Origin of the sequence: Mesorhizobium sp. CC13 (genome assembly GCF_039907765.1) — a bacterium.
Taxonomy (GTDB): domain Bacteria; phylum Pseudomonadota; class Alphaproteobacteria; order Rhizobiales; family Rhizobiaceae; genus Aminobacter.
On record NZ_JARDJI010000026.1, the window covers coordinates 13,615 to 34,464 of the forward strand.

At 59.0% G+C, this 20,850-nt stretch carries 20 protein-coding genes and 1 pseudogene; 4 read left to right on the forward strand and 17 right to left on the reverse strand.

Annotated elements, in window-relative coordinates; all coding sequences use genetic code 11:
• Positions 1 to 161: 161 nt before the first annotated feature.
• Positions 162 to 647, forward strand: a complete 486-nt coding sequence (locus PV773_RS22905) for a helix-turn-helix transcriptional regulator (protein ID WP_292168485.1) — start codon at positions 162 to 164, stop codon at positions 645 to 647.
• Between the two features lie 112 nt (positions 648 to 759).
• On the opposite strand, the gene repC (PV773_RS22910) is transcribed toward PV773_RS22905, so the two are convergent.
• From repC (PV773_RS22910) to PV773_RS22985, 16 genes and pseudogenes are all read right to left on the reverse strand, one after another.
• A complete protein-coding gene (repC, locus tag PV773_RS22910; RefSeq protein ID WP_347968586.1) occupies positions 760 to 1,968 on the reverse strand; it encodes a plasmid replication protein RepC in 1,209 nt (402 codons plus the stop codon).
• Positions 1,969 to 2,133: 165 nt separating this feature from the next.
• Positions 2,134 to 3,126 carry a plasmid partitioning protein RepB gene (gene repB, locus PV773_RS22915; protein WP_347968587.1) on the reverse strand — a complete coding sequence of 331 codons (993 nt, stop codon included), beginning with the start codon at positions 3,124 to 3,126 and terminating at the stop codon, positions 2,134 to 2,136.
• Positions 3,123 to 4,331 (reverse strand): plasmid partitioning protein RepA, encoded by a 1,209-nt coding sequence (gene repA / locus PV773_RS22920; protein WP_347968616.1) that lies wholly within the window; start codon positions 4,329 to 4,331, stop codon positions 3,123 to 3,125. The genes repB and repA overlap by 4 nt, the downstream gene beginning before the upstream one ends.
• 441 nt (positions 4,332 to 4,772) lie before the next feature.
• On the reverse strand, positions 4,773 to 5,660 hold the full coding sequence (locus tag PV773_RS22925) for a zincin-like metallopeptidase domain-containing protein (protein ID WP_347968588.1): 888 nt from the start codon (positions 5,658 to 5,660) through the stop codon (positions 4,773 to 4,775).
• Between the two features lie 232 nt (positions 5,661 to 5,892).
• Complete coding sequence (locus PV773_RS22930; RefSeq protein ID WP_347968589.1) at positions 5,893 to 6,942, reverse strand: Fic family protein; 1,050 nt, start codon at positions 6,940 to 6,942, stop codon at positions 5,893 to 5,895.
• A gap of 65 nt (positions 6,943 to 7,007) precedes the next feature.
• Positions 7,008 to 7,214, reverse strand: a complete 207-nt coding sequence (locus PV773_RS22935) for an antitoxin VbhA family protein (protein ID WP_095483089.1) — start codon at positions 7,212 to 7,214, stop codon at positions 7,008 to 7,010.
• Between the two features lie 120 nt (positions 7,215 to 7,334).
• On the reverse strand, positions 7,335 to 7,667 hold the full coding sequence (locus PV773_RS22940; protein ID WP_127404257.1) for a DUF736 family protein: 333 nt from the start codon (positions 7,665 to 7,667) through the stop codon (positions 7,335 to 7,337).
• A gap of 397 nt (positions 7,668 to 8,064) precedes the next feature.
• Positions 8,065 to 8,532 (reverse strand): thermonuclease family protein, encoded by a 468-nt coding sequence (locus PV773_RS22945; protein WP_292464850.1) that lies wholly within the window; start codon positions 8,530 to 8,532, stop codon positions 8,065 to 8,067.
• Between the two features lie 41 nt (positions 8,533 to 8,573).
• On the reverse strand, positions 8,574 to 9,854 hold the full coding sequence (gene repC / locus PV773_RS22950; protein ID WP_347968590.1) for a plasmid replication protein RepC: 1,281 nt from the start codon (positions 9,852 to 9,854) through the stop codon (positions 8,574 to 8,576).
• A gap of 604 nt (positions 9,855 to 10,458) precedes the next feature.
• Positions 10,459 to 12,387, reverse strand: coding sequence for a ParB/RepB/Spo0J family partition protein (locus PV773_RS22955; RefSeq protein ID WP_347968591.1), 1,929 nt, complete (start codon positions 12,385 to 12,387; stop codon positions 10,459 to 10,461).
• A gap of 762 nt (positions 12,388 to 13,149) precedes the next feature.
• Positions 13,150 to 13,608, reverse strand: a complete 459-nt coding sequence (locus PV773_RS22960; protein WP_347968592.1) for a hypothetical protein — start codon at positions 13,606 to 13,608, stop codon at positions 13,150 to 13,152.
• Between the two features lie 68 nt (positions 13,609 to 13,676).
• Positions 13,677 to 14,564, reverse strand: a complete 888-nt coding sequence (locus tag PV773_RS22965) for a hypothetical protein (RefSeq protein WP_347968593.1) — start codon at positions 14,562 to 14,564, stop codon at positions 13,677 to 13,679.
• Positions 14,565 to 15,373: 809 nt separating this feature from the next.
• A complete protein-coding gene (locus PV773_RS22970) occupies positions 15,374 to 16,048 on the reverse strand; it encodes a HEPN domain-containing protein (RefSeq protein ID WP_347968617.1) in 675 nt (224 codons plus the stop codon).
• Positions 16,049 to 16,098: 50 nt separating this feature from the next.
• Positions 16,099 to 16,719 (reverse strand): hypothetical protein, encoded by a 621-nt coding sequence (locus tag PV773_RS22975; RefSeq protein ID WP_347968594.1) that lies wholly within the window; start codon positions 16,717 to 16,719, stop codon positions 16,099 to 16,101.
• A 91-nt stretch (positions 16,720 to 16,810) separates the two neighbouring features.
• A pseudogene (locus tag PV773_RS22980) lies at positions 16,811 to 16,930 on the reverse strand (resolvase); the annotation flags it as partial.
• Between the two features lie 9 nt (positions 16,931 to 16,939).
• Entirely contained in the window at positions 16,940 to 17,806 is an 867-nt protein-coding gene (locus tag PV773_RS22985) for a hypothetical protein (protein WP_347968595.1), read from the reverse strand.
• A 279-nt stretch (positions 17,807 to 18,085) separates the two neighbouring features.
• Between PV773_RS22985 and PV773_RS22990 the strand changes: the two genes are divergently transcribed.
• The 3 genes from PV773_RS22990 to PV773_RS23000 all read left to right on the forward strand — a co-directional run bounded on the left by PV773_RS22990 (position 18,086) and on the right by PV773_RS23000 (position 19,928).
• Positions 18,086 to 18,343: a hypothetical protein gene (locus PV773_RS22990; RefSeq protein WP_347968596.1), complete on the forward strand. Its 258-nt coding sequence runs from the start codon at positions 18,086 to 18,088 to the stop codon at positions 18,341 to 18,343.
• A 68-nt stretch (positions 18,344 to 18,411) separates the two neighbouring features.
• On the forward strand, positions 18,412 to 19,677 hold the full coding sequence (locus PV773_RS22995; RefSeq protein WP_347968597.1) for a type VI secretion protein ImpB: 1,266 nt from the start codon (positions 18,412 to 18,414) through the stop codon (positions 19,675 to 19,677).
• On the forward strand, positions 19,674 to 19,928 hold the full coding sequence (locus tag PV773_RS23000) for a hypothetical protein (protein WP_292333064.1): 255 nt from the start codon (positions 19,674 to 19,676) through the stop codon (positions 19,926 to 19,928). The genes PV773_RS22995 and PV773_RS23000 overlap by 4 nt, the downstream gene beginning before the upstream one ends.
• 223 nt (positions 19,929 to 20,151) lie before the next feature.
• Here the strand turns inward: PV773_RS23000 and PV773_RS23005 are convergent, their stop codons facing one another.
• Entirely contained in the window at positions 20,152 to 20,847 is a 696-nt protein-coding gene (locus tag PV773_RS23005) for an SOS response-associated peptidase (protein ID WP_292526812.1), read from the reverse strand.
• Positions 20,848 to 20,850 lie beyond the last annotated feature (3 nt).

Consider the following 20,850-nt stretch of genomic DNA (forward strand, 5'->3'; position numbering starts at 1 on the left):
GTCGGCGCGCAGCCGCTTCGTTCTCCCTCCACCGCCCCAAAATGGTAAGGGAAAAAGCTAGTCCTGGGGATTGGGACTAGTGCCGAGTCTAACAAAATTGGTACATAGTGCCGCCCTGCGGGCGGTTTTTCATCTGGAGGGATGGGTCCGTGACGCGGGATATGAACACCTATAAAAGTGCAAAGGGATTGGTGGAAACGACCGATCCTGAGATTGACAAGCCGATTTATCGACGCCCGGGGTTTGACGGCATCACGACCCTGGGCGAGATGGACAAGAAGATCGCGGCCTTTCTTCGCAAGGAGCGCGAGGACGAAGGGCTGACGCGCGCGGATCTCGCGCCTTTGCTTGGCCTGTCAATGCCTGTCTACGGGCGATACGAACGTGCTTTCTCCAAAATGCATGTCACTCGTATGATCCACCTCTGTGAAATCCTCGGCTTCATGCCGGTCGAAATGCTTTTTGAGGCTGCTCCTCATCTTTGGGGCCGGACGCCAGAGGAAGCCGAGGATCGTCTTGAACTGGCAAAACTTATGGCGGCCTTGTCCCACGACACGACGCGCGATCTCCTCGCCCTGGTTAAGCGCATGGTCGCACAGCAGAAGGCGGCTGACGCCGCCACGGCCTCATCGCCGACAAAGGAGTAAGGCCATTGAGCGACCTTGCTATCCTCCTTCGACAGTTGCAGCGCGTGAAGGTAATCGCCCGGGGTGCGCCCCTGATCAAACGTGTTGTCCGTTTAGGCGACAATCGCGCCCATCACCCTGCCCGCGCCTCACCCGATCGGCTTTGCGTTCGAAGAAGGCTCATCAGCATTGGTCCGACAGAAAACTGCCCTGCCCGCGCCTTCTCCGTCAGCACGCGCAAATAGCCGCCGGCGGAGTTAATATGCTGCGCCCGCTGCAGGATGCAGGCGACCACGATTGACGCCGTTTCCCGTCCCATGACGAGGCAGGCATCCCCGTATGCCGATGGCGACACGCCAAGATAGCCCCGCACCTGGGCGGCGGTCTCCATCAGGTCGCGCCAGTTGGCTATCCCATTCACAGCGTAGTCGATAATGTCCGGGCAGGCTTTCAATACAAGTCCAAGTTGATAACCTTTCGGCGGCTCCGTCGTTCGCCGTTCTTGCGCGACCGGTGCCCCGCTCTTTTCTGGAGCAGGTTCAAATTCAAAAATAGAGTCGGTATTTGAATCAGATTGCTGCCGTTCAAAACGATCGGCATTGCCGTTCGAATCTTCGACATTCATGTGCGATTCCAACAGGATGTCGATCTCCTCACGGATCTCGGCTAGGTCGGTCACAATCGGCGCCAGATCGACGATCGCCGCCCTCCGAGGAATCGCATCCACGATTGCCCTGAAACGCCTCCACAGGTCTCCCCAGTCGCCGGGAACATCTTCCTCGACGGCCGCTTCGATCAGCTTCTGGATATCCCGGCGGTGCAGCGTGATGCGCTCTCGCATGAGCCGGAGGGCACGATTGTCCGCTCGAACGCGTTCCGCTGCCTCCGCGAACTCGTCTGCACGCGCCACTACTGGGGCAAGCGAGAAGCCGAACGCTTCCTCAAGGCCCCCTCCCCTCCCCTTGCGGGCGTACCGTTTGCCGTTCGGGCTGTCCCGGCGGACGATAAGGCCACTGTCCACCAAGGTCGCCAGGTGCCGCCGCAGCGTTACCTCCGACATCCCGTGAGACCGCAGGACCAGCTGTTTGTTCGAGGGGAACACGACCAGGCCGTTTTCCTCGCTCAGCTCGGTGTCCGGATAGAATGACAGCAGCGCTGCCAATACCGCCAGGGAGCGGTCCCCGATGCCGACGACAGCTTTTCCCTCACACAGGTCCCTGTAGACCTGCCATTTGTCGACAGCCTTCCCTTCCGCGATTTCTTTCGAGTCATTCTGCGCTGCCAGCATGGCAAGCGACATCGGTCGCCGCCCAAAGGGCGTCGTTGCAATACCCGTCTCCATTTCTTCCTTCGCCTTTCAATCAGGCAAAAGAAATCCGCTCGCCGACACGACGCTGTGACTCTTGACAGTGATTCGTGGAAATGCGATTCTCAGTTTGCTACAACTTTGAGAGAGGCTTCCACGACTAAGGTCGTTCGGGGGCCTTTTTCTTTTGCGGTTCTACTCCTACTTCGATTTGCTGCTTGCCTGCCAGTCGGCGTAGAGATCGTCCAGCCGCCCTGTCAGATATGCGCCGAAGCCCTCATCAGCCCCGGCAGTCTTGAGGGAGAGCGTATACGCCTTCCCGTTATCCTTGATCTTCCCAGCAACCTTGCCGTCGTGTGGCTTCCACTCGCTAACAGTCTGTTCCCGCTGGGGCTTCTTCGAAACCTCGGCCAAAACTAGCATGAAGCGCTCGTCCGAGCTCAGGGGCCCGAACTCGGGCTTCTGGATGGCATTACGGGCAGTTTCCAGCACGTTGGGTTCGGCGATCTTTTCAGCGAGTTCCATCCACCTGCGGCGGCCCATTGAGGGCGCTGCGCCGATGGCCTTGACGATTCCGCTCGGGATGCCTTTTGCGACGGAAAGCAGCTTGGAAAGCTCCGTTTTGTCGGTCGACAGCGCCTGCATAATGACATCCCGGCTGAAGTCGTGGCTTTCGAGGCTCGCTGCGAAGAGGGCCCGCTCGATGTACGAGAGATCCTTTCTTGCGGTGTTCTCGATGCCCTGCGCGACGACAAGCTCGTTGTCGGTCAACTGCCTGACAACCGCCCTCACCTTCCGCTTCAGAAGCCGGACAGCGCGAAGCCTCCGGTGCCCGTAGGCAACCTGGTAGCGACCTTCGAGATCGGGATGCTGCCTCACGAGTATCGGCACCTCTTGCCCGTTTTCCTCGATCGACCTTACGAAATCGTCCGTCGCAGTAACCTCGCCGTCCAGGCGATCTCGCACGAACGAGCCGTCGATGAGTTCCGGATCGAGTTCGACAACCTTCTCGCCTGCCTTCAGGGCTTCCTGCAGTTCACGAGCTTCCTGATCCATGCGGTCAAGGGCAAGCCCCATCGTCCTTACGGGTCCTGCCAACACTCGGCCTCCGTCACCCTCCCCCGAAAAGTTGGCCGCGGCCAACTCGCGGCTGGTATCGGCAAAGATGCCCGTAAGCTTGTCCCGCCTGCTCATGTCCGCCCCCACGTTCTCTTGATGCCATCCAGGATCTCTCCGTTAACGGCGTCGAGGGATTCGATAGCCCGGTCGAATGTCGAGCGGCGGACTTGTCCCCTTTCAATTTCGTAGAGCGTCTGCTTTGTCAGCCCAGCATCGGCGATTGCCGTGGATTTCAGGACGGTCGCCGCCAGAACCTCGTCGCCAAACAAACTTCGCAGCAGGGCTACGATCTGCGCCTGCGGGCCATCATGGGGCTCGTGGCGAGTGATGACGTAGCGGATGAAATCATGGTTCAGGTCACCGCCTGCCTTGCGGACGACCGACAGTAGGTCCGCAGTCATCAGCAGGAACTGGCTCATTGATGCGACGTCCACCATTTGCGGGTGGATTGTGATCAACAGGCTGGTCGCCGCACACACGGCACCGAGCGTCAGGTATCCAAGCTGTGGAGGGCAGTCGATGACGACGATGTCGTATTCGGCCTCGACTTCAGCCAAGGCCACGCCGACGCGCCTGAAGAAGATTTCGCTGTTGGTTGTCTTCCGCTCCATCAACGCGGTTGGGGTCTCGTGCTCGAATTCCATCAGCTCAAGGTTTCCGGGAACCAAGTCGAGGCCTGCGAAGTATGTCTTGCGGATGATGTCCTTAAGGGGCCGCCGTTTGTCGTCGTAACGGATCGCGCCGTACAGGGTGTCGCCTTCCTCCAGATCGAATTCTGGCTGAACGCCAAGCATTGATGACAAAGAAGCCTGCGGATCGAGATCGACTGCAAGGACGCGATATCCCTGCAGCGCAAGATGCTGTGCTAGGTAGATCGATGTCGTCGTCTTTGCGCTGCCGCCTTTGAAATTGGCAACGGCGATCGTCTGAAGCTTATCGCCTCTCCTTCGCCACGGCAGATATGTGATGGCGTCCTTCGGTTTGGCGGATGCCATGTGTTTCCGCAGCTCGTTGATTTGTTCGAGGGTGTACGAGCGTCTTCCTGTCGGCGAGACAGCTGGCGAAGGGCCTTTGCCGTCCAGCGACAGCTGTCTAAGGTAGCCGTCTGACACTCCGACGATCTGAGCCGCCTCACCAGAGGTGAATGTTTTGAGCATTTTTTGCGAGGACGGCGGGAATAGGCGCTCTCGCAGCAACTGCAACTGCATAGACAGCTGCCGCGCGTGGTGTGAAATCCGCGCATCGGAAGAAATGGCCGTCGATACGTTTTGATTCTGCAACATCGATTTCCCCTTTCGATGCGCTTTTTACGCAGCAATTGCTAAAAATCCGTATCGAAAGTGACATGATTCGGTAACCATGCCAAGAACCCTTATGATTCAAGGGCTTCTGGCAAGCAGGCAGGCAAAGTTGGCCGCGGCCAACTTCTTGCTCCTCGCTTGTCGTTTGATCGGCGGCCGCAAATTTCGAGGGCAGCGACTGAGTTGGCCGCGGCCAACTTCTTCTTGTTTGTTGCTTCACGTGAAACTGGAAACGGGTTTTTCGCGGCCGGCGTGCCGTCACTGCGGAGCCGGGAGAAACCCGTTTCCCCCGCCTGCTTCAGTCGCATCCAAAGGGCACCCGCCGCTACGTGCTAAGCCATCCTGATGTCGTCCTCCGAGCCGTCACGAAATCGAAATCGACGCCCGGGCGTTGATGAACCAGATGGAAGGTGGAGGCCGCTAAGCGGCCTCGTTCGCTCTTCTCGACGATTGGAGCTGGTGAAGATAGTCGGCCGCGGCCTGCGCCTTGGCGGCGGCGGTGATGATCGCGCGCTTGTCGTTCTTCAGGACGGCGAGCCAACTTGCCAGGTAGGCGGCGGTGTTATCGCGCGGATCATGAGCCACGCCGAGATCGGCGCAAAGGAATGATGCCGCGAGTTCAGCGACGAGCTCTTCCACCGCGTAACATTCCGTTCCGAATCGGCCACTGAGATCACGGTCCAGGCGATGCTTTGCGCCGGACCAGTGCGAGAGCTCATGCAGCAGGGTCGAATATAGGTGAACCTCGCTTTCGAACCGGTCGCGGTCCGGCATGAGGATGTCATCGCTGGTCGGTCGATAGCTGGCCTTCGTGCCGCTGTAGCTCACCCTTGCGTTGGTGTTTCTGACGAAAACCTCGACGGTTTCAATGTGCGGAACAGGAACACTCGGCAGTTCCTCGGCCGGGCTGAAAAACCGGTCAGGCAGGTTCTCGATCTGCTCGATATTGAAGACGGTGTATCCCCTGAGGTAGGGGATCGAGCGATCCTCGTCGTCTTCGCGCTCCTTTGGCGTGAACGTGCCATACTTGACAACGAGCGTTCCTTTTTCGCCCTTTCGGACTTGCCCGCCGAGGTCCTGCGCCTGGCGATAGGTCATCCAGGTGTTTTCCTCGTAGCCGAACATCTGGCCGGACACCCACAGCATCAGGACATTGATGCCGCGATAGGCTTCGCCGGTCGCGCGGCGCGGGATGCGGGAGTGTCGTACGCTGCCGCGCCAGGGGCGGATCCAGGGCTTGGTGCCGGCTTCAAGCTGCTCGACGATGGTATCGGTGATGCGTTGGTAGGTGTCCTTGATGCTCTGCATGGCCGTCTCCATTCCGTTGGTTGACGGCAAAGAACGGAGATAGCCGAAGCGAGCCCATGCACCAGTAGGGCCGAAACGGAGTGGAGGACCGCGACAGCGGTTGCATGGGGGAGGGGCTATCGTAGCTTGTCCGTCAAATCACCCAACGGACTGAGGCGGCGCCGAAACGCATCGGACATCGACCAGCTCGACGACCGCTCGACGAAAAGCAGCTTGTTGCCTAGGGCAGGGGTTATCGACCGCGATCGTCGTCGTCGCGCTCACGGTCTCGCCGCGCCGCCATTTCGGCCTCGATAGCCTTCAGCCCGGCGCTTCTGTCCCGCTGTGGCTGCTCGGCCTGTTGTGGCCGCAGGTGTGCCTCGGTGGCCTGTCTCTCGCGTCCCAGGCGGGAAAAGTCAGAGCGGGCGGTGAAAGAGACCTCTGTATTGTCGTCGGGCAAGCGTTCGGGCAAGTCGGCGCGATCGACGGCAATGATCCGCTCATCCGTGACGATACTGGCGACTCTATCGTCATGGCCGAGAATTTGGCCGGTGATTTCCTCTCCCGGCCGTGCCGTGCGGATATTGTGTTCAAACGGCTTCTCGCCGCACCGTTCGAGGTCGGCAAATGCAGCGCGAAGCGCTTCGCGGCGGTTCGGATTGATAGAGTCCTCCAGCACATGCTTCATTGCCGGACTAGACGGGTCGTTTGTGGTCTCGATTGATGCCTCGATCATCCGCGGTTTGCTGATGACGGTAAAATCCACCTCATGGCCGTAATGGCGGCCAAGATCGCCAATGAACGCCTCCTGGGCGCGACCGTTGCCCTCGCGGAATGGATGCACGTAATTGAGCTCGGCGAGCACCTGGCCCGCACGCTCAGCGAATTGCTCCGGGGTGCCAGTGCGAAGAACATTGGGATCGCGGATCGGCTTTAAGGCCTCGTCCAGTCCGAAGTCGATGCGTGAGCCATGCAGGAATGAGGTGCTGCCCTTGGAAAGGCTGCCGATCGGCTCGACGCGCTGGCCGTCGACGATCGGGCTTTCGTTGCGCGTGTGGCCGGCCCATTCGTAAACGTCCTGAAAAATATACCCGTGTATAGCCTTCAGATGTTCCTTGTCGAAATTGCCGCTCGGGCCGCGGCCCTCCGCAATCTCACTCTGTCGAATATGCGTCATGGCATAGTCGGCCGGTCCCAGCTCCGAGTGTCTGGTCAGCCCGAACTTGTTGCGTAGGACACCAGTGCGATCTGGATCGCCGGGCGTGTCGGGGTAGGTGTACGATCCCTTTGACTCGTCCGCCAATACGATTCCTCATGAAAAAAGCCGCCCGTGATCGCAGGCGGCTTATTCGAACAAGAGTTGGAGCGTCAGGCGCGCTTGAAACGCGCCTGCATCTGCTCGCGAAATTCTTCCGACGTGATCTCGCCGGCGACATACCGGGCGTTGGCCGCCTCGAGAACAGGATCGTGGGTGTAGCCCTGCCGGATGTTGGCCGCGCGGGCCTGATCGGTGGCCTTCTTGCGCTTGGCAATGGCCTCCGGGGAACGATCGGGACGTGCGGAATGGATGTTCATCTGCCAATCTCCAGTTGCCTTGCACCCTAGCAAGAAAAGTGCTGAAAATCCAGAACTTTGGGGTGATTTTCGGCGTTTCTGAAGTAGGCGCCCGGCTTTTGGCCGGGCGCTTTACAGCGATTAATCGCGGGGTTCCCATTCGATGATCGCCTGCAGAGTCGGATCGTCCTGGCCCGGAAAGCGGCCGAGATTGGCGTTGAAGCTGAGGCGCTTGATCGAGAGCGTGTAGTATGGCTTGCCCTCCGCGTTCTTCTTTTTCCAGATGCCGCCGACCTCGATGTCATGGCCGCGCGGTGACTTGGCATAGACGCGATGCGTCGGTGCTTTTTCGTTGTCCGAGCTGAACGGCACAGCGGCGATGTCCAGGTCGCGTTCGATGGTGGAGATGAGGCCTTTGCCCTTGGCGGCGTCGAGGTCGTCAGCATCGAACTGGATGTAGTTGGTGGTGGTCATGTCAGTCACTCCTCTTTGGTGGTTGCGATGATCGTTCACATGGCACGGCGGGAAGCGGTGTGCACCGAAGGCTGGAGCGCAGCGGAAGAGGCCGGAGTGCGAAAAAATTTGGCGCGCGAGGAAGCCGCAGGCGGGGAAATTTTTGCGCTCTCCGGCTTTGCGCAAACCGCGTCGCCGTGCGAACGAGCGTCAAAAGCAACCACCGCAGAGGCGTGAGACATGACTCCTTTGGCAACATTCCCCCTGTTCGTAGTCGACCTGACACGACAAGAAATGAGCCTATATTAGTCATTATTTGCGACTATGCAACGAGCTTTGCAGGCTTTAGCGCCAAACACGTGAAGCAATATGGCTCGCGTCTCCTGCCATTCAATAGCACCAATTTGGCTATCTCCAGTCAAGGCATCTTTGAAGACTTGGCGCGGCGATAGAGATGCGGACTTTCGATCTCAGCCGACCAGATCCCCAAACCGTTGCCACGCGCGCGGTTTTCGGCCTCCCCGTACTCAACCAGACTGATAGGATGGGAAGACGGCAGATATCGAAGCATCGCCTCGGCTAGCCCGGCGTTCACCATGGCGAGGCCCACATCGGTATCGCCGATGAAGCACTGCCCGACCAAACGGCGATACCGGTCCTGGTCGATGATATCGCAACGGACATGCTGTCCGTCGATCATCTTTCGAAGGTAACTGCGAGCAATGACACCGCAACGCCAGGTCTGGCCGTCCTTCAAGCCGGTCTGGTCGAGTTCGCATGCATCGATCGCGGCAATCCGAATGCGCTGCTGACGGATACTGATCGTGTCGCCGTCGATTACCCGCGCCTGGCCGGACCATGCCGACGGCTCGGCCGCCGCATCCATGCACCAGATTGCGGCCACGGCCGCCAATATCGTTCGAAATCTCAATTCAATGCCTCCATGGAATTACGGGCTGCCAGCCCGAAAATCGAGCGGGCAAGATGAAGCTCGCCGGCTGTGGCGCGGTCCGTCATGGCCCGCAAGTAGCCGCCCGGCGATTTAACTTCCTGCCGGTCGTATTTCTGCAACGTCACCGCGATTGCGACCGCTGCTTGCTGCTCGCCCATCTGTTCGATGGCGCGGAGTCGCGCATCATCGGAAATGCCCGTCAGGCGGCACATTTGCGGCACGAGCCGCGCCAGATCGGCCCAACTGCGGGGCAGGGCAAAGCCGTAGGCCTTTAAGGCCGGTATTGCCCGCACCAGGTCATGCAATGCCACTACCGCCTGCGGCTGGCGCTCTCGCCCGTTGACTTGGCGCAAGCCGCCCCCCAGGCTTGGTTCATAAGCCCTCTTGCTGGCGGAGCCAGCCTCTAGCAGATGAAGTTGTTCGGCGTCAGCCGAACGCCGATTATCATTACCCTCTTCAAGAGGATCAGGGTTTGTAGTCTGTTTGTGCATGCCGTTTTCGGCATATGTGCATGTCGAATTTTCTGTTTCCGACGCAGATTCTGAACGGCGTGGAAGCTGCATTAGGCGCTCCACAAACCAGTCGAAAAGTGCCGAGGCGCGTCGGAGAAGGCCGCTCGGCGCCTTGGAGGCAACGCCGACAAGGGCGACGACTCGTTCGACGCGGCCGGCAATGCGTGCCAAGGCGCGATCCGACAGCCTCGTAACCGTTGCCAGAGCATAGCGTAGGTTGCGTAGCGCGCCGCGAAAGCGGCGCAATGCTGCGCTCGCGGCCGATTTTTCGGCCTTGGCCTGCCGCACGAGCTGGTCGAGCTCACGAAAGCGGGCGATGAGTATCCGCATGTCGATGCCGCAACCATCTACAATCGCACCATCGCCATTTCGCACCGGGTAGCGCTTGTAGTTGCCGCTATCCTGCATGGTGATCAAGCCGGCGTCGAAAAGGCTGGACAGCATACGGCTCACACGACCGGCTGAGCGGCCGATCTCGAAGCCGAGCTGCTGGTTGGACTTGAAGATGATCGGACGGCCGGACTTGTCAAAGGCCTCGGCCGGGGCCGTGTTGACCAGAGTCACTAAAAGATGGCTTTCGGTCGCGCTGATCAATCCAGTGCAAGTGAGGTTTTGTGCAAGCACGGCAAGCTGGCCGCGCGTCACCGTTCCGATCTCGGCCGACTGTGCCAGTCGCCGGTAATCGGCACGTTGTGGCGTCATTCGGCGACCGATTGGCCGCCGATCCGTATGGGGGTCCCCCATGTCCTCGTCTCCTTGTTAGGGACCAGGCAAAGCTTCCCCGTTCACCGAAGCGGTGTTTCTCAGTTGACAAGGAAGGGAGGGTTTGCGAGAAAGGTTTTGGCTTATTTTTTCATTGCAAACCCGCTTCCGGATTTTCGTTCGGGAGCGGTTTTTCTTTTTCTGGGCCGGTCTGTCTCTCCGTCTTAAAACGTTAGAATGCGCACATCGGAATCACGCTGATTCCGATGATTTGCGAAGCATAACCGGAATAACCGTTTTGGCGCAAGAATTGTGCTACACGCGCCGCCGGCCGGAAGAGCCTGATGGCTCGCAGTAGGCGTGTTTCCTTGATTTTCCGTGTTTTTCAAGTGCAATACATTTCGACCCGCCTTTGATGGCGGTATACCGTATTGGTTCGCAACTGGAGGAAAGAGCCGGCATGGCGCACCATTTTGGCTATCCAGGGCGGGAAGGGGAGTGTGAGGGGAGGGGGCTCGGGCCTCCCCTCAAAATGAAAATAAGGCCGGTCGATCCGGCCTTATTCATTCAGCGGCGGCCTCGGCCGCGCCTAGTAGAAGGGAGGCCGGTCGCGCGGGAGACACGCAACCGGCCTGCGGCTGATGTTTTACTCAGCCGCTTCGGGGAACTGCTTGTTATCCTCGATGTCCGTTTCGTGCTCGACAGGCCTCGCCTCGTCGGCGGCAGCGATCCTCACAGGGTCGGGTATCCAGCCGCTACCGGCGACAAGTCGCTCGGCGATCATGACGGCTTCGGTCTTTTTGGCCGCTGCCTTGACGGAAAGCCCCGCTTCCCGGCCCTTAGCTTCGGCCACGGCAAGCTCGATGGTGGTCCGGTTGACGTGCTTGAAATAGCTGTCGCCGGTCGTCTCGAACCACTCGGACATGTCGACATTGAGAGCTCGGCCTAGCTGATTGGCCTGCTCAATGCCCTTCTTACGGTCGGTGAACTTCTTCTCCACCGCGTTGACCGCATGAGCAGCACCAAAGGCCAGCAACGAAAGGAGCGTGTCCTGCGGCTGCTCTAGCAGCCAATCGAACAGATCGGCGGGATTGCCCGGCAGGCGATGGCCGCAGTTTTCGGACAGGTCACTGAACGCCGCAAGACCCTTGCAGCTTTCGGCGTCCTTCATCGAAGACTTCAACCGCTCATGGGTGATCGACAGTTGAAGCGCGCTTTGCTCCGAATTGTATGGATAGGCCACTTGCAACAGCATGGCATGCACGACGGCGACAAGGGCAACGTCAGGATTGTTCGCCAGTTCAATGCGCAGCGCTGCGGTTTTGTGGGCCGTCAGGTCCTCTATCAGTGCCGCCGAATGTGTGACGGTCGGAATTGCGGGCTTTGCTTCGCCTGCGATACTCGGCAAGCCCTCGTCGGCCTCGTCCTCGTCTGTTACCTCGGCATCGTCCGGCTTCACAAAACCGCGCTCGATGGAAAGCCTGCCGTAATAATCGAGCATGACGAAAGCGCCGCCGTTCGCCAGTGCCTCGGGGCAAAAGGCTTCCGTGCGGGCGGTCAGGGCGTCAATCCGCTTTTCAACTTCCTCAAGCTTTGCCTCGGCCTCGTCGTCGGCTGCACCGCTTTCGATCAGTTCGGCAAGCTCGTCATATTCTGCCTGCGCGGCGTCAAGCGCCGCCTGATCTTCCTCGGAAAGGCTCACGTCCTCAGGATAGTGGCGCTCCATGCTGTGAAGCCCTTCCGGCATCGAAGCGCGGCACTCCACCCATTTCCAGCCTTCGGCGCGCACCGCCTCGGCCACCGCCTCAAGCTTCTCGGCCACCAGCTTTTCCAGCAGCACCGTATCAGTGACATAACCGGCGTTGCGTTCATCGAACAGGTCGCGCTTTACGGCGCCGCCCGCCGCTTCATAGGCGGCCAGCCCGCCGATGAACTGGACACGCTTGTCTGTCGCGGCAACCAACTCCTCGGTGAGCGCGCGCCGGATGGAAAAAGCATCACGGTTCCAAGAGGGCAGGGCACTCCATACCTCAACCTGCCGCTGGTGATCGTCGCTGACGGTGAAGGCTGACAACTGCGCAAAACTCATGTCGTCGTCGCGGAACATCTGCAACAGCACCGGCGACACGCGAGCGAGCGCCAGCCGCTTGCGCACGATGGTTTCGGTTGTCCCGAAACGAGCGGCGATATCAGCGATTTCCTTGCCCTCATTGGCAAGGACGCTGAAGGCCTCGTACTGATCGACCGGGTGCATGTCCTCCCGCATGACATTTTCGGAAAGGCTGATTCCCGTAGCGTCCTCGCCGGAGCGCTCCTTGCATTCGACGGGAAAATCCTTCGCGATCTCGCCAGCCTCGGCCAGCAGAAGCAGCGCAGCACGGCGGCGACCACCCGCCGTCACGAAGTAGCGGCCCTTCTTCTCGCCCTTCCGAACAACAAGGTTTTGCAACAGACGATAGCCGTCCGTGCGAATGCTTGCGGCCAATGCCTCGACGCCTTCGGCGCTGTAGGTCTTGCGAACGTTCTTCGGGTCCGCGTCCAGCTTGTTCAATGGAATGGTGATGGTCTCGGTCATGATATTGCTCCTGATTTCCCTTTTCCCGCGAAGCGGTTTTCCTGCCCGAAGGGGCAGGAGCCCCGCTCCTGCTCCCGAGCTCGTGCGGAACAGCGGGGGAGAGGGGGGCAAGGAGACAAATCGGAGGGGGATCACCCGCCCGAGGCGAAGCCGAAGGGGCGCGCTAGATCCGCTTTGCGGATCCGCGTCGATCCTGCACGAAGGGCGGGCCAGGCCCGCGCGAAGGAAGGACGGGGAGACCGATTTTCTCCTTGCAGGGGAGAGGGGGCAGCGCCCCCTTTCTCCATCGGGCGAAAGAACTTCGGCCCGCGCCAGCGGGGCTCCTGTCAACCGGAGAAATGTGCTGCTCGAGGAAATTGAACGAGGAGTGGCAATCTCAAGCTAAACGGCGCGAAGAGCACTCCAATCCAGCCGCTCGCTCTCTACGGCGCTGTTGAGGGCGCGCTCGCGAGCGGCTTCAAAACCGCCGAGCCACATCACCTCTGGGGACAGGACCCGGCGCTAGTTCTGAAGACCTATCGCTTGGTACCCGTGATAAACGGCTGCCTCGGGTGGATATACGACCGTCCGCTTATAGGAAGGGAATTACCAGAATGGACACAGAGCGAACGGCATAGGTCGCCCAGAGCCGACATCGGCATACCTTGCAAATCTGACGCGCAAAGGGAGCGGATCGGGCAAATCATTCTTTGAGCATTTGCCCCTAACCAGTAGCAAGCCGTCGCTGCTTGATCTCAGTTAGCTAGGTCAACTGACCGCTGGTCAATCCAGCTTCTTTCCCGATGGAGTCTCGCCGGCCGGCAGGTCGACAGCGAAGTCGTAGTGCCCACCTTCGATCTGTCGGCGGGCATCATCGAAATACCGCTGGGGCGGCGTGATGGACGAGCTCCGAGCGATGTCCATTCGGTCCATGAGTTCGGCAAGCGCTTTCTCTGCCTCGTCTACATTGCCTAGCGCAGTGATCCTCGCGAGCCGACGGAAGCGGTCCTCGAGTGCCTTGTACTCCGCAGCTAGCCGCTTGAGCTCATCGACGTGCGTTTGGATGTCGAGAGCCTCCGCGATCGACGGGATCAGCGTCGAGAAGAACGCCATCAAGGCGACGCCCCAAGCGGGCACCCATTCCTTAATGTAACTGAAGCCAGCGAGGCCCGTCAGGATGATGGGGAGCAGGATGACGGCCTTGTGCTGAAGCCTGACCAAGCGCAGCCACGTGAACAGCATCGTGGAGGTCCACAGGCAGCTTTCCGACTGCCTAAGGGCCTCCTTCACGATCTCTCGACGGCGAGCTTCTACAGTACGTGGATCGGAATCCGGGGGCCGAAGATTTTCTGCCATTCCATGCCTGCCAAGATGTCTAGGTCGTCACGCTCGTAATTACATGCCGTCTCGGCGATGGCGATGGCTGCGTCGACCTTGGAGGCCCACTTGTCGCCGAGCTGTACGATCTCGCCAGTGCCAGGTATCGCCACCCATCCGTTGACCCTAGTCTTAAAGAACTTCAGGCAGTCTCGCACGTAAAAGTCGTACCAATAATAGTCGTAATTGCCGAATGCATAATTGCGGAAGAAATCAGCAACCAAGAGCTCTATGGCGAAGGATTTCAGATCGACGGAGCACTCGTGCTTCCATCGCTTGATGATCTTGCAGAGCGGCCGGACGTTTCCGTTGTGATCCCGGTCAGCATCGTCGATCAGCTTGATCTGCGCGATTGGATCGACCGTTTTCCACGAGCCGCCGCCGTTTGTGTCTGGCATGATGAACTGTCCGTTGCCGGTGGCGAAGACGGGCACGAGCTCCACCATGATGGAGTTGAAGTCGATCTGAACGACCTGACCATCGCCGCGTTTGCGGGTCTGGGGGTAGGGTGTTTCCAGCTTCTCCTTGATCTCCTGAAGGAGCGCTGATTGCCCGTTGAAGGCGTATGCTTGGAACCGCTCCAGTATGCTTCGGTCGAAGCGGGCCATGATGTCGATGTCGGCCGAGGGGCGCACCTGTGTACCCTTCCCCCACGACCCCACGGCGAAGATTGGCGGAGTTTCGGTCGCCTCACCCCCGTAGGCACGCTCCAGTGCCTGACCGACACGCTTGGCCTTTCCGAGCGCATCCTCGACCTGATCCGTCGTCGGGTTCAAATCGGAATGGAATTGCCTAAAGCGTTGGCGGACAGCGATCCACAAGTTGATTCTCCACACTCGTACTTTAACGAGCACAAAACAGAAGCGGAGCGCTTGGGATGCACGTCATCCACAACTTTGCAATGCTCCGCCTCTCGGCGGAGGGTCGAATCCGAACCCGACGGCAAAGTTTGGTGCACTGCAAGAACAGCGACGAGGAGAACGACCGCTTTCGGGTACACCGTGGACCGAGTTCTACGTCGCGGTTAGGTCGAGAGCGGTATTTCGTTTCGGGTACCAAGCATCGGATTTCACCACCTAGGCCCCTGAACATTACATTAAAGGGGCAGGGATATACGATAGAAAGACCAAATCATGAACAGCGATCTGCTTCCGCGCCCCAGTCGAAGGTCGCAGAAGGCGGACGCTATTTTCAGGCGACTGTATTGCCGCGACGACGACTGCCGGCTCCCGGTAGAGTGCTTCTGGAGTAACGCCGATTTCCGCGGCCATGTCTTGCCTATTGCCCTTCGGGGGAAGCTTCCAACCGTTTGCTCCGAGCCATGCATCCAGCCGTTCCGCTACCGTTCGCAGGGAGCGTATTTCTGAACGCAGTCTTGCTGCCTGGACCCCGCGCGAGGTGCTTTGCCCACAACTCTGCCAGGCGTGTGTCGGCGGCGTGTGTGGCGCGCATCGCAGCAATTGGCACGGCTGCGAGTAGAACGTCGCTCGCCGCCTGCGCGGCGCAATGATAGTGCGACGAATAGAGCGACGCTTCCGCCAACACGTCGCCGGGCACCGCGTGCTGCAAGAAGACGGATGCACCACGTCCCGTGTGTCTCAGCAGGTGTACATGGATGGCCTCATAAATTTCACAACAAGGCCGCGATAGCCTTCATTTGATCCAGTATCAGTTCAATGCGCGGCTTTGAATTAGGTGTAGGTTTGGCCTTTAGATAGGATCCCACGTAGGTGACCTTACGCACCCCTCGTTGAAGGCCCGTGTTGTGCAGCCCGTCGTGCGCGAGCGCCGCGTTCATGGCGTCATAGCTGCGCTGCGAGCCGTGCGCGATGTGGTTTCGCAGTGCGATCCATAAATTGAGCGTGGATTTCTGAGCGCCGGTCAAGCCGTTGATGCCGTTCCGGTGTGCAGCCACTAGGTACTTCGCGGCACCTTTCCTCATAGCGTCGTAGTTGAAGAACGTAATGTTGTTTCCATCGCTGTCTATGAGATCGGTGATCAAGTCCACCGTCATGTGCTTGGTCAGCGAAAGGGTAACGAAGTGCTGAGCGATCAGGTCCTGCTTGGGCGTGCGGTCTGCCTTGAAGGCGTTCTCAAGATGGACCTGGAACTGCGTCGTGTCGCGGTTGATGTAGGCGATGAAGAGGTCGTTGACGAAACTCTCCCACAGTGTGGCCGCAGTCACATTCCGGACAAGCAGCGTCTCGTCCTTGTCGCCTGTCAAAGCAGCTTTGACGGTGGTGTAGAAGGACTGCACCTCTCCCAAGCTGGTATCGAAATCGGACCGGACATCGCCCGGCTTCATCTTGCGCACACCTCTCCCCCTCGTCGGCGGACTGGCCTAGAGAAGCGGGTCTATTCGAAAAGCTTCTGCTTTGCCTTGGACCACGCCTCAATGACCGCGTCCGCGTCGCGATAAGGCCAATGGCTATGTCTAAATTCATAGGCTGGCAAATTCAGAAAGAACCCCCGAAAACGTTCCGCGTACTGGATGACGGAGCTTCGTTCAGCCGTGCAAATTAGGAGATGATTCTTTTCGGCACATAATTTCAATGCCGAAAAAGTTGATCCTTGGGCGGCCATGTCAGTAAACCAAAAGTCGCAGGCATTAAAAGAAATGCCGTAGAGAAATGTTTTCTCAGCTTCCTTTTTCTCCGCACTCCCCACCCAGCGACTGTTATGCCCGACACAGAGATTGCCAAGTGCCTGCATTGCCGGTTCAAGATTGTTTTCAATGTCGAATTTCTTAACGGTTGCCTCCACGCCTGCGAAATCGATTCCGTAATGGCGGTAGAAGTCCTGTTGAAGCAGGAAGATCATTCCCGCCGCAGAGGCAAACCATTGCGGATCGGCATCCCGCAGTTCCACAAGCCTCTTGGAAACCTGTTGGGCGCGTTCCAAATGTTCGATGTCCTTGCGCCCTTCAATTTCTTCGGCGCTTTCATTCGGTTTGCGGGAAAACAATTTTTGAAACATTTCTCGTGCCCCTATTTCCGTCCCCGCCGAAGTCTAAGCACCGTCAGCCAGCGCGTCAAAGAAGGAAATGGACCCTCCCTTTGGCGCGATTCCGCAGCAGCATGTCCTGCACGGATTCGAGCACGATCGCGGCCACGCCCTGAGCGTCGGCCGCCAGTTCCGACAGGTCGATGACACCAGGAACGGCGAGCTTCGCGCCCTTGGCCCGAATCCCCCGGAGTCATGCATCAGCATTTTGATCTGCCCACGACCTATCCCCGTCCCATTTTTCAAACGGATCGATGCCGTTTGCCTTCCAGTGATCGGTCGTGTCGCTCAGAAGCTCGTACGGTCCTTCCGTCCTGAATTCAAACGACATGTCGATGTCGGGATTTCTGACGGACTCCCAAAGGTGTCCAGTCAAAGCAGCGGTCGCAACGGCCGACGCTTTGGCACGCGCCACGTCTCCATCATCACCGAATTTGCCGATGAAAAGTGCGACCGTGCTGATCAGGCTGTGAGTATCGGTGTAAGGCACGAACCGAAGGTAGTTAAGATCGACCTCCACACGAGCTTGTCGATTTTCGGCGAATGTTTCCGGCCGGAAAATCCATTCATGCCCGCCTGTGGTGACTTGCATGGTGCCCATCCGGCAGGCGTTGTAATAGACCTGATAGCGCCTTCCAACCTCTGGCCCCTCGATGCCTCGGACATCGGTGTCATTCAGTTCCTCGACAGCCCACGGCTCCGCGATATGCTGATTGAGCGTGGCACCGAACCACCTGAAATCCTCGAAGAGAACCTCGTGCGCGGCCGTGATGAAGGATTTGACCGCCCCTCCTTCGACCAGCGACTTCGGCTGCTGGTGCTGAGGTCTGTGCCGCTTGCCTTCCTCGATCAGCGCCTTGATCCCGCTGTAATCCTTTTGGATCACACGTTCTTCAAGAGCATTCAGCCGTCCGTCGAACTGAAAACTGACCAGGACCAGCATGAGAGCCAACATCGTCAGCCAGATGGTTTGATCTGCGATGCCGAAAGCGTTCTTGGCGGCGTAGCCGATCAGCCCCACGACGATGATCGCGACCCATATCAGAATACGTTTCAGCATCCCCCTCCCCAATACTTCCCGGCCGCTACGATATCATCATCGCCCGCTACCCACCATCCAAACCGCAAATGACCGCCTGAACCCCCGTCAACAATCCACCTTCTGAAACCTTGCCTACGAGGCGCAACTGATCACCAGGGGCCATTGTTCGCCTTTTAATCTTTCTGCCGTATCTCCGTGCCCCTTTAATGTTCAGGGGTCACCTAGTTGTGGAAATTACTGTCCGGCGCGAAATACCGCAGGTAGGAAGCGGACGAAAAATCAGGTCTGGAAAACGAAATGGATTCCATAGACTGGCTTGAAGCGCCGCCTATGACGGATGATCAGCGGCGCAATGCCCTGGCTGACATGGCGCTAATCGTGTGCGGCGAAGAACTCAATTTACCGTGGCGCCGTGTCAGGATTTTGCTCGATCATAAGCTTGCGGTGGTCCAGCATCCCGTTTTGACGGCGGGGAGCCGCACGTCTCTCGGCCTGACTGATCACGGCCTGCGATTCATGGATGCTGCAGGAGCGCGCCAGACAAACTGCGTATAAGAAAAAATTCCTCTTGACGGGGAACCGGCGGCAGGTGTTCTGCTTTTGTTCATACGACAGGAGCAACCATGCGCAAGCCGGAAACCATCGAACGGCTCTATTTGGATTTCGATGGCTTTTTCGCATCGGTCGAACAGCAGTGCGACCGACGCCTGCGCGGTCGGCCGGTCGGTGTCGTTCCCTTCGAGGGAACGGACAGAACGGCCGTGATCGCATGCAGCCGCGAAGCGAAAGCGTTTGGCGTCAAGAATGTCATGCCGATCAACGAGGCGAAGCGGCTTTGCCCGGAGCTCATTCTAGTTCCGCAAAAGCCGGATTTGTATCGCCGGGCACATAATGCGCTCTTGTCGGAAATTGAAACGGTCATTCCGATCGACACGGCGAAGTCGATCGATGAGCTGACGTGCCGCCTCGACGAGGCGGGCCGATCTGACCCTCTCGCCCTGGCGGCGAAGATCAAAGCGACGATTGCCGAAAATGTCGGACCATGGATCACTTGCACGATCGGGTTTGCGGCCAACCGGCAGCTCGCGAAAATTGCCTGCAAGGCTGGCAAGCGCGGTGGCGGCCGATATGGTGACGGGCTAACGATCTGGCGGCCGGAAGACCTTCCGGCTGCGCTGCTCTCCGTCACAATGGAAGACATTCCAGGTGTCGGCGGCAACATGGCAAAGCGGCTCTATCGTGCCGGCATCCACACGACGGAACAGCTTTACAGTGTCCAGGCAAAGCATATGCGTAAGCTTTGGGGCAATGTTACCGGAGAGCGCCTTTGGTACGCCCTGCACGGTTACGACGTCCAAGCACCGGCCTCGAGCCGTGGCATGTTCGGGCATGGCCGCGTGCTTCCGCCGGAGTCGCGGACGATCAGTGGCGCGCGCGAAATCTCGCGCCTGCTGCTGATCAAGGCGGCGCGGCGGCTGAGGCGAGAAAACTTCTATGCGGGGGGCTTGTGGCTCTGGCTGTCGATCCGAGACGGGACTTGGATGGGAAAGCGCCATTTGCCGGTCGTCAACGACGATCAGGCCATACTGTCGGCGCTTTCGGAACTGTGGGACCAGGTACGGAAGGACCACCCGCGCGGCCTGATGATTTTTCGGATTGGCGTCACGCTCTACGACTTGTCGCCATCACATGAACGCCAGCTCGATTTGCTGCTCAATGACGATTGCCAGCGACGGCGTTGGGAAAACGCCAGCAAGGCGATCGACAATCTGAATACGCGCTATGCCGGCACGGTCGTCAGCCTCGGCGAGTGGCGGCCGCCGGCGGGCGGCCATGTTGGCGGCAAGATCAGCTATACGCGCATTCCTTCAGCGGAGGATTTCTGGTGAAAAGCTGGAAGCGAAACATTCGCGTCGGCGACCTCGCCGACAATCAAAAGCTGGAAGCGCGCTGCAAAAAATGTGGCCACGTCCACTATCTCACGCGGGCGATCGTCTGCACGTCGCCGGAGCGTGAATTTCTCTACATCGACGAGCTGGAGCGCGAAACCGTCTGCAGGGCGCGCGGCTGTCACGGCGGAGTGCGGCTCTCGATGGTGCGGCTCGACGAGCTGAGCGGATTCGTCGGCGGGCTGGCCTAGCGGTGAAAACCTCTACGCTTCCGTTGATCCTATCGCTCAAATTGAGCCGGCCTCAGTTCTCCCCGTCCTCGCGATGTTTCCAGCAAAACCAAATCGTCTGTTTCCCGCGCGGGAAGCCCCAGCCGCCCCACTTGGCGCATCCCGGGTGCTCGCAATAGTGTTCGAAGATTCCAGTTACGCGCGACGCCGGCACCGGCTGTGATGAAGGATCGTCGCTCATTTGTCAGATCCCATACGCGGTTCGCATGTCGATTGGCGCGATCATCTCGTCGCCGCCTTTGTTCTTGCTCGAATTCACCTGGCGGTCGACGCGATAGAATTGAAGTTGGCCGTCAAGGTCTTGCGAAAGCAGAGCCTTGGCCTCGCCGCCCGGCGTCCTTGGATCGAGCCATGCATCGTAGACTTCGGGAGCGAGGATCACCGGTTGCCGGTCGTGCAGACTGACCATCGGATCTTGGGCTGGGGCGGTCAGAATCGTGCAGCTGGTGATGCCGAGGTTATCATTGTGGGCCCAAAGTCCGGCGAACGAAAATGGCCGGTGGTCTGGCAGAAAGATGTACCAGGGGTCACGCCCTTTGTCGGCAGGGCTCTGCGTCCATTCGTAGAAGCCATCCGCCGGGATCAAACAGCGTTTCGATTTGAATGCATCCTTGAAGGCGCCGGATGTGTCAGCCGTCTCCGAACGTGCATTGAACATCGCCCCTTTCGGCATCTCCTTCGCCCACCAGGGCACGAGCCACCAGCGGCCCTCGCGCAGCTTGTGGTTGCCGTTCTCACCGGCGGTAACGAAAACAACATCCTCAGTGGGTGCGATGTTGTAGGCCGGCGCGTCGTTGCGCTGCCGCTCCCAGTCCGTGGTGAGCCGGTAGAGCCGGTGAATTTCGGACCAGGACAGATATCGAGTGTAACGACCGCACATGAT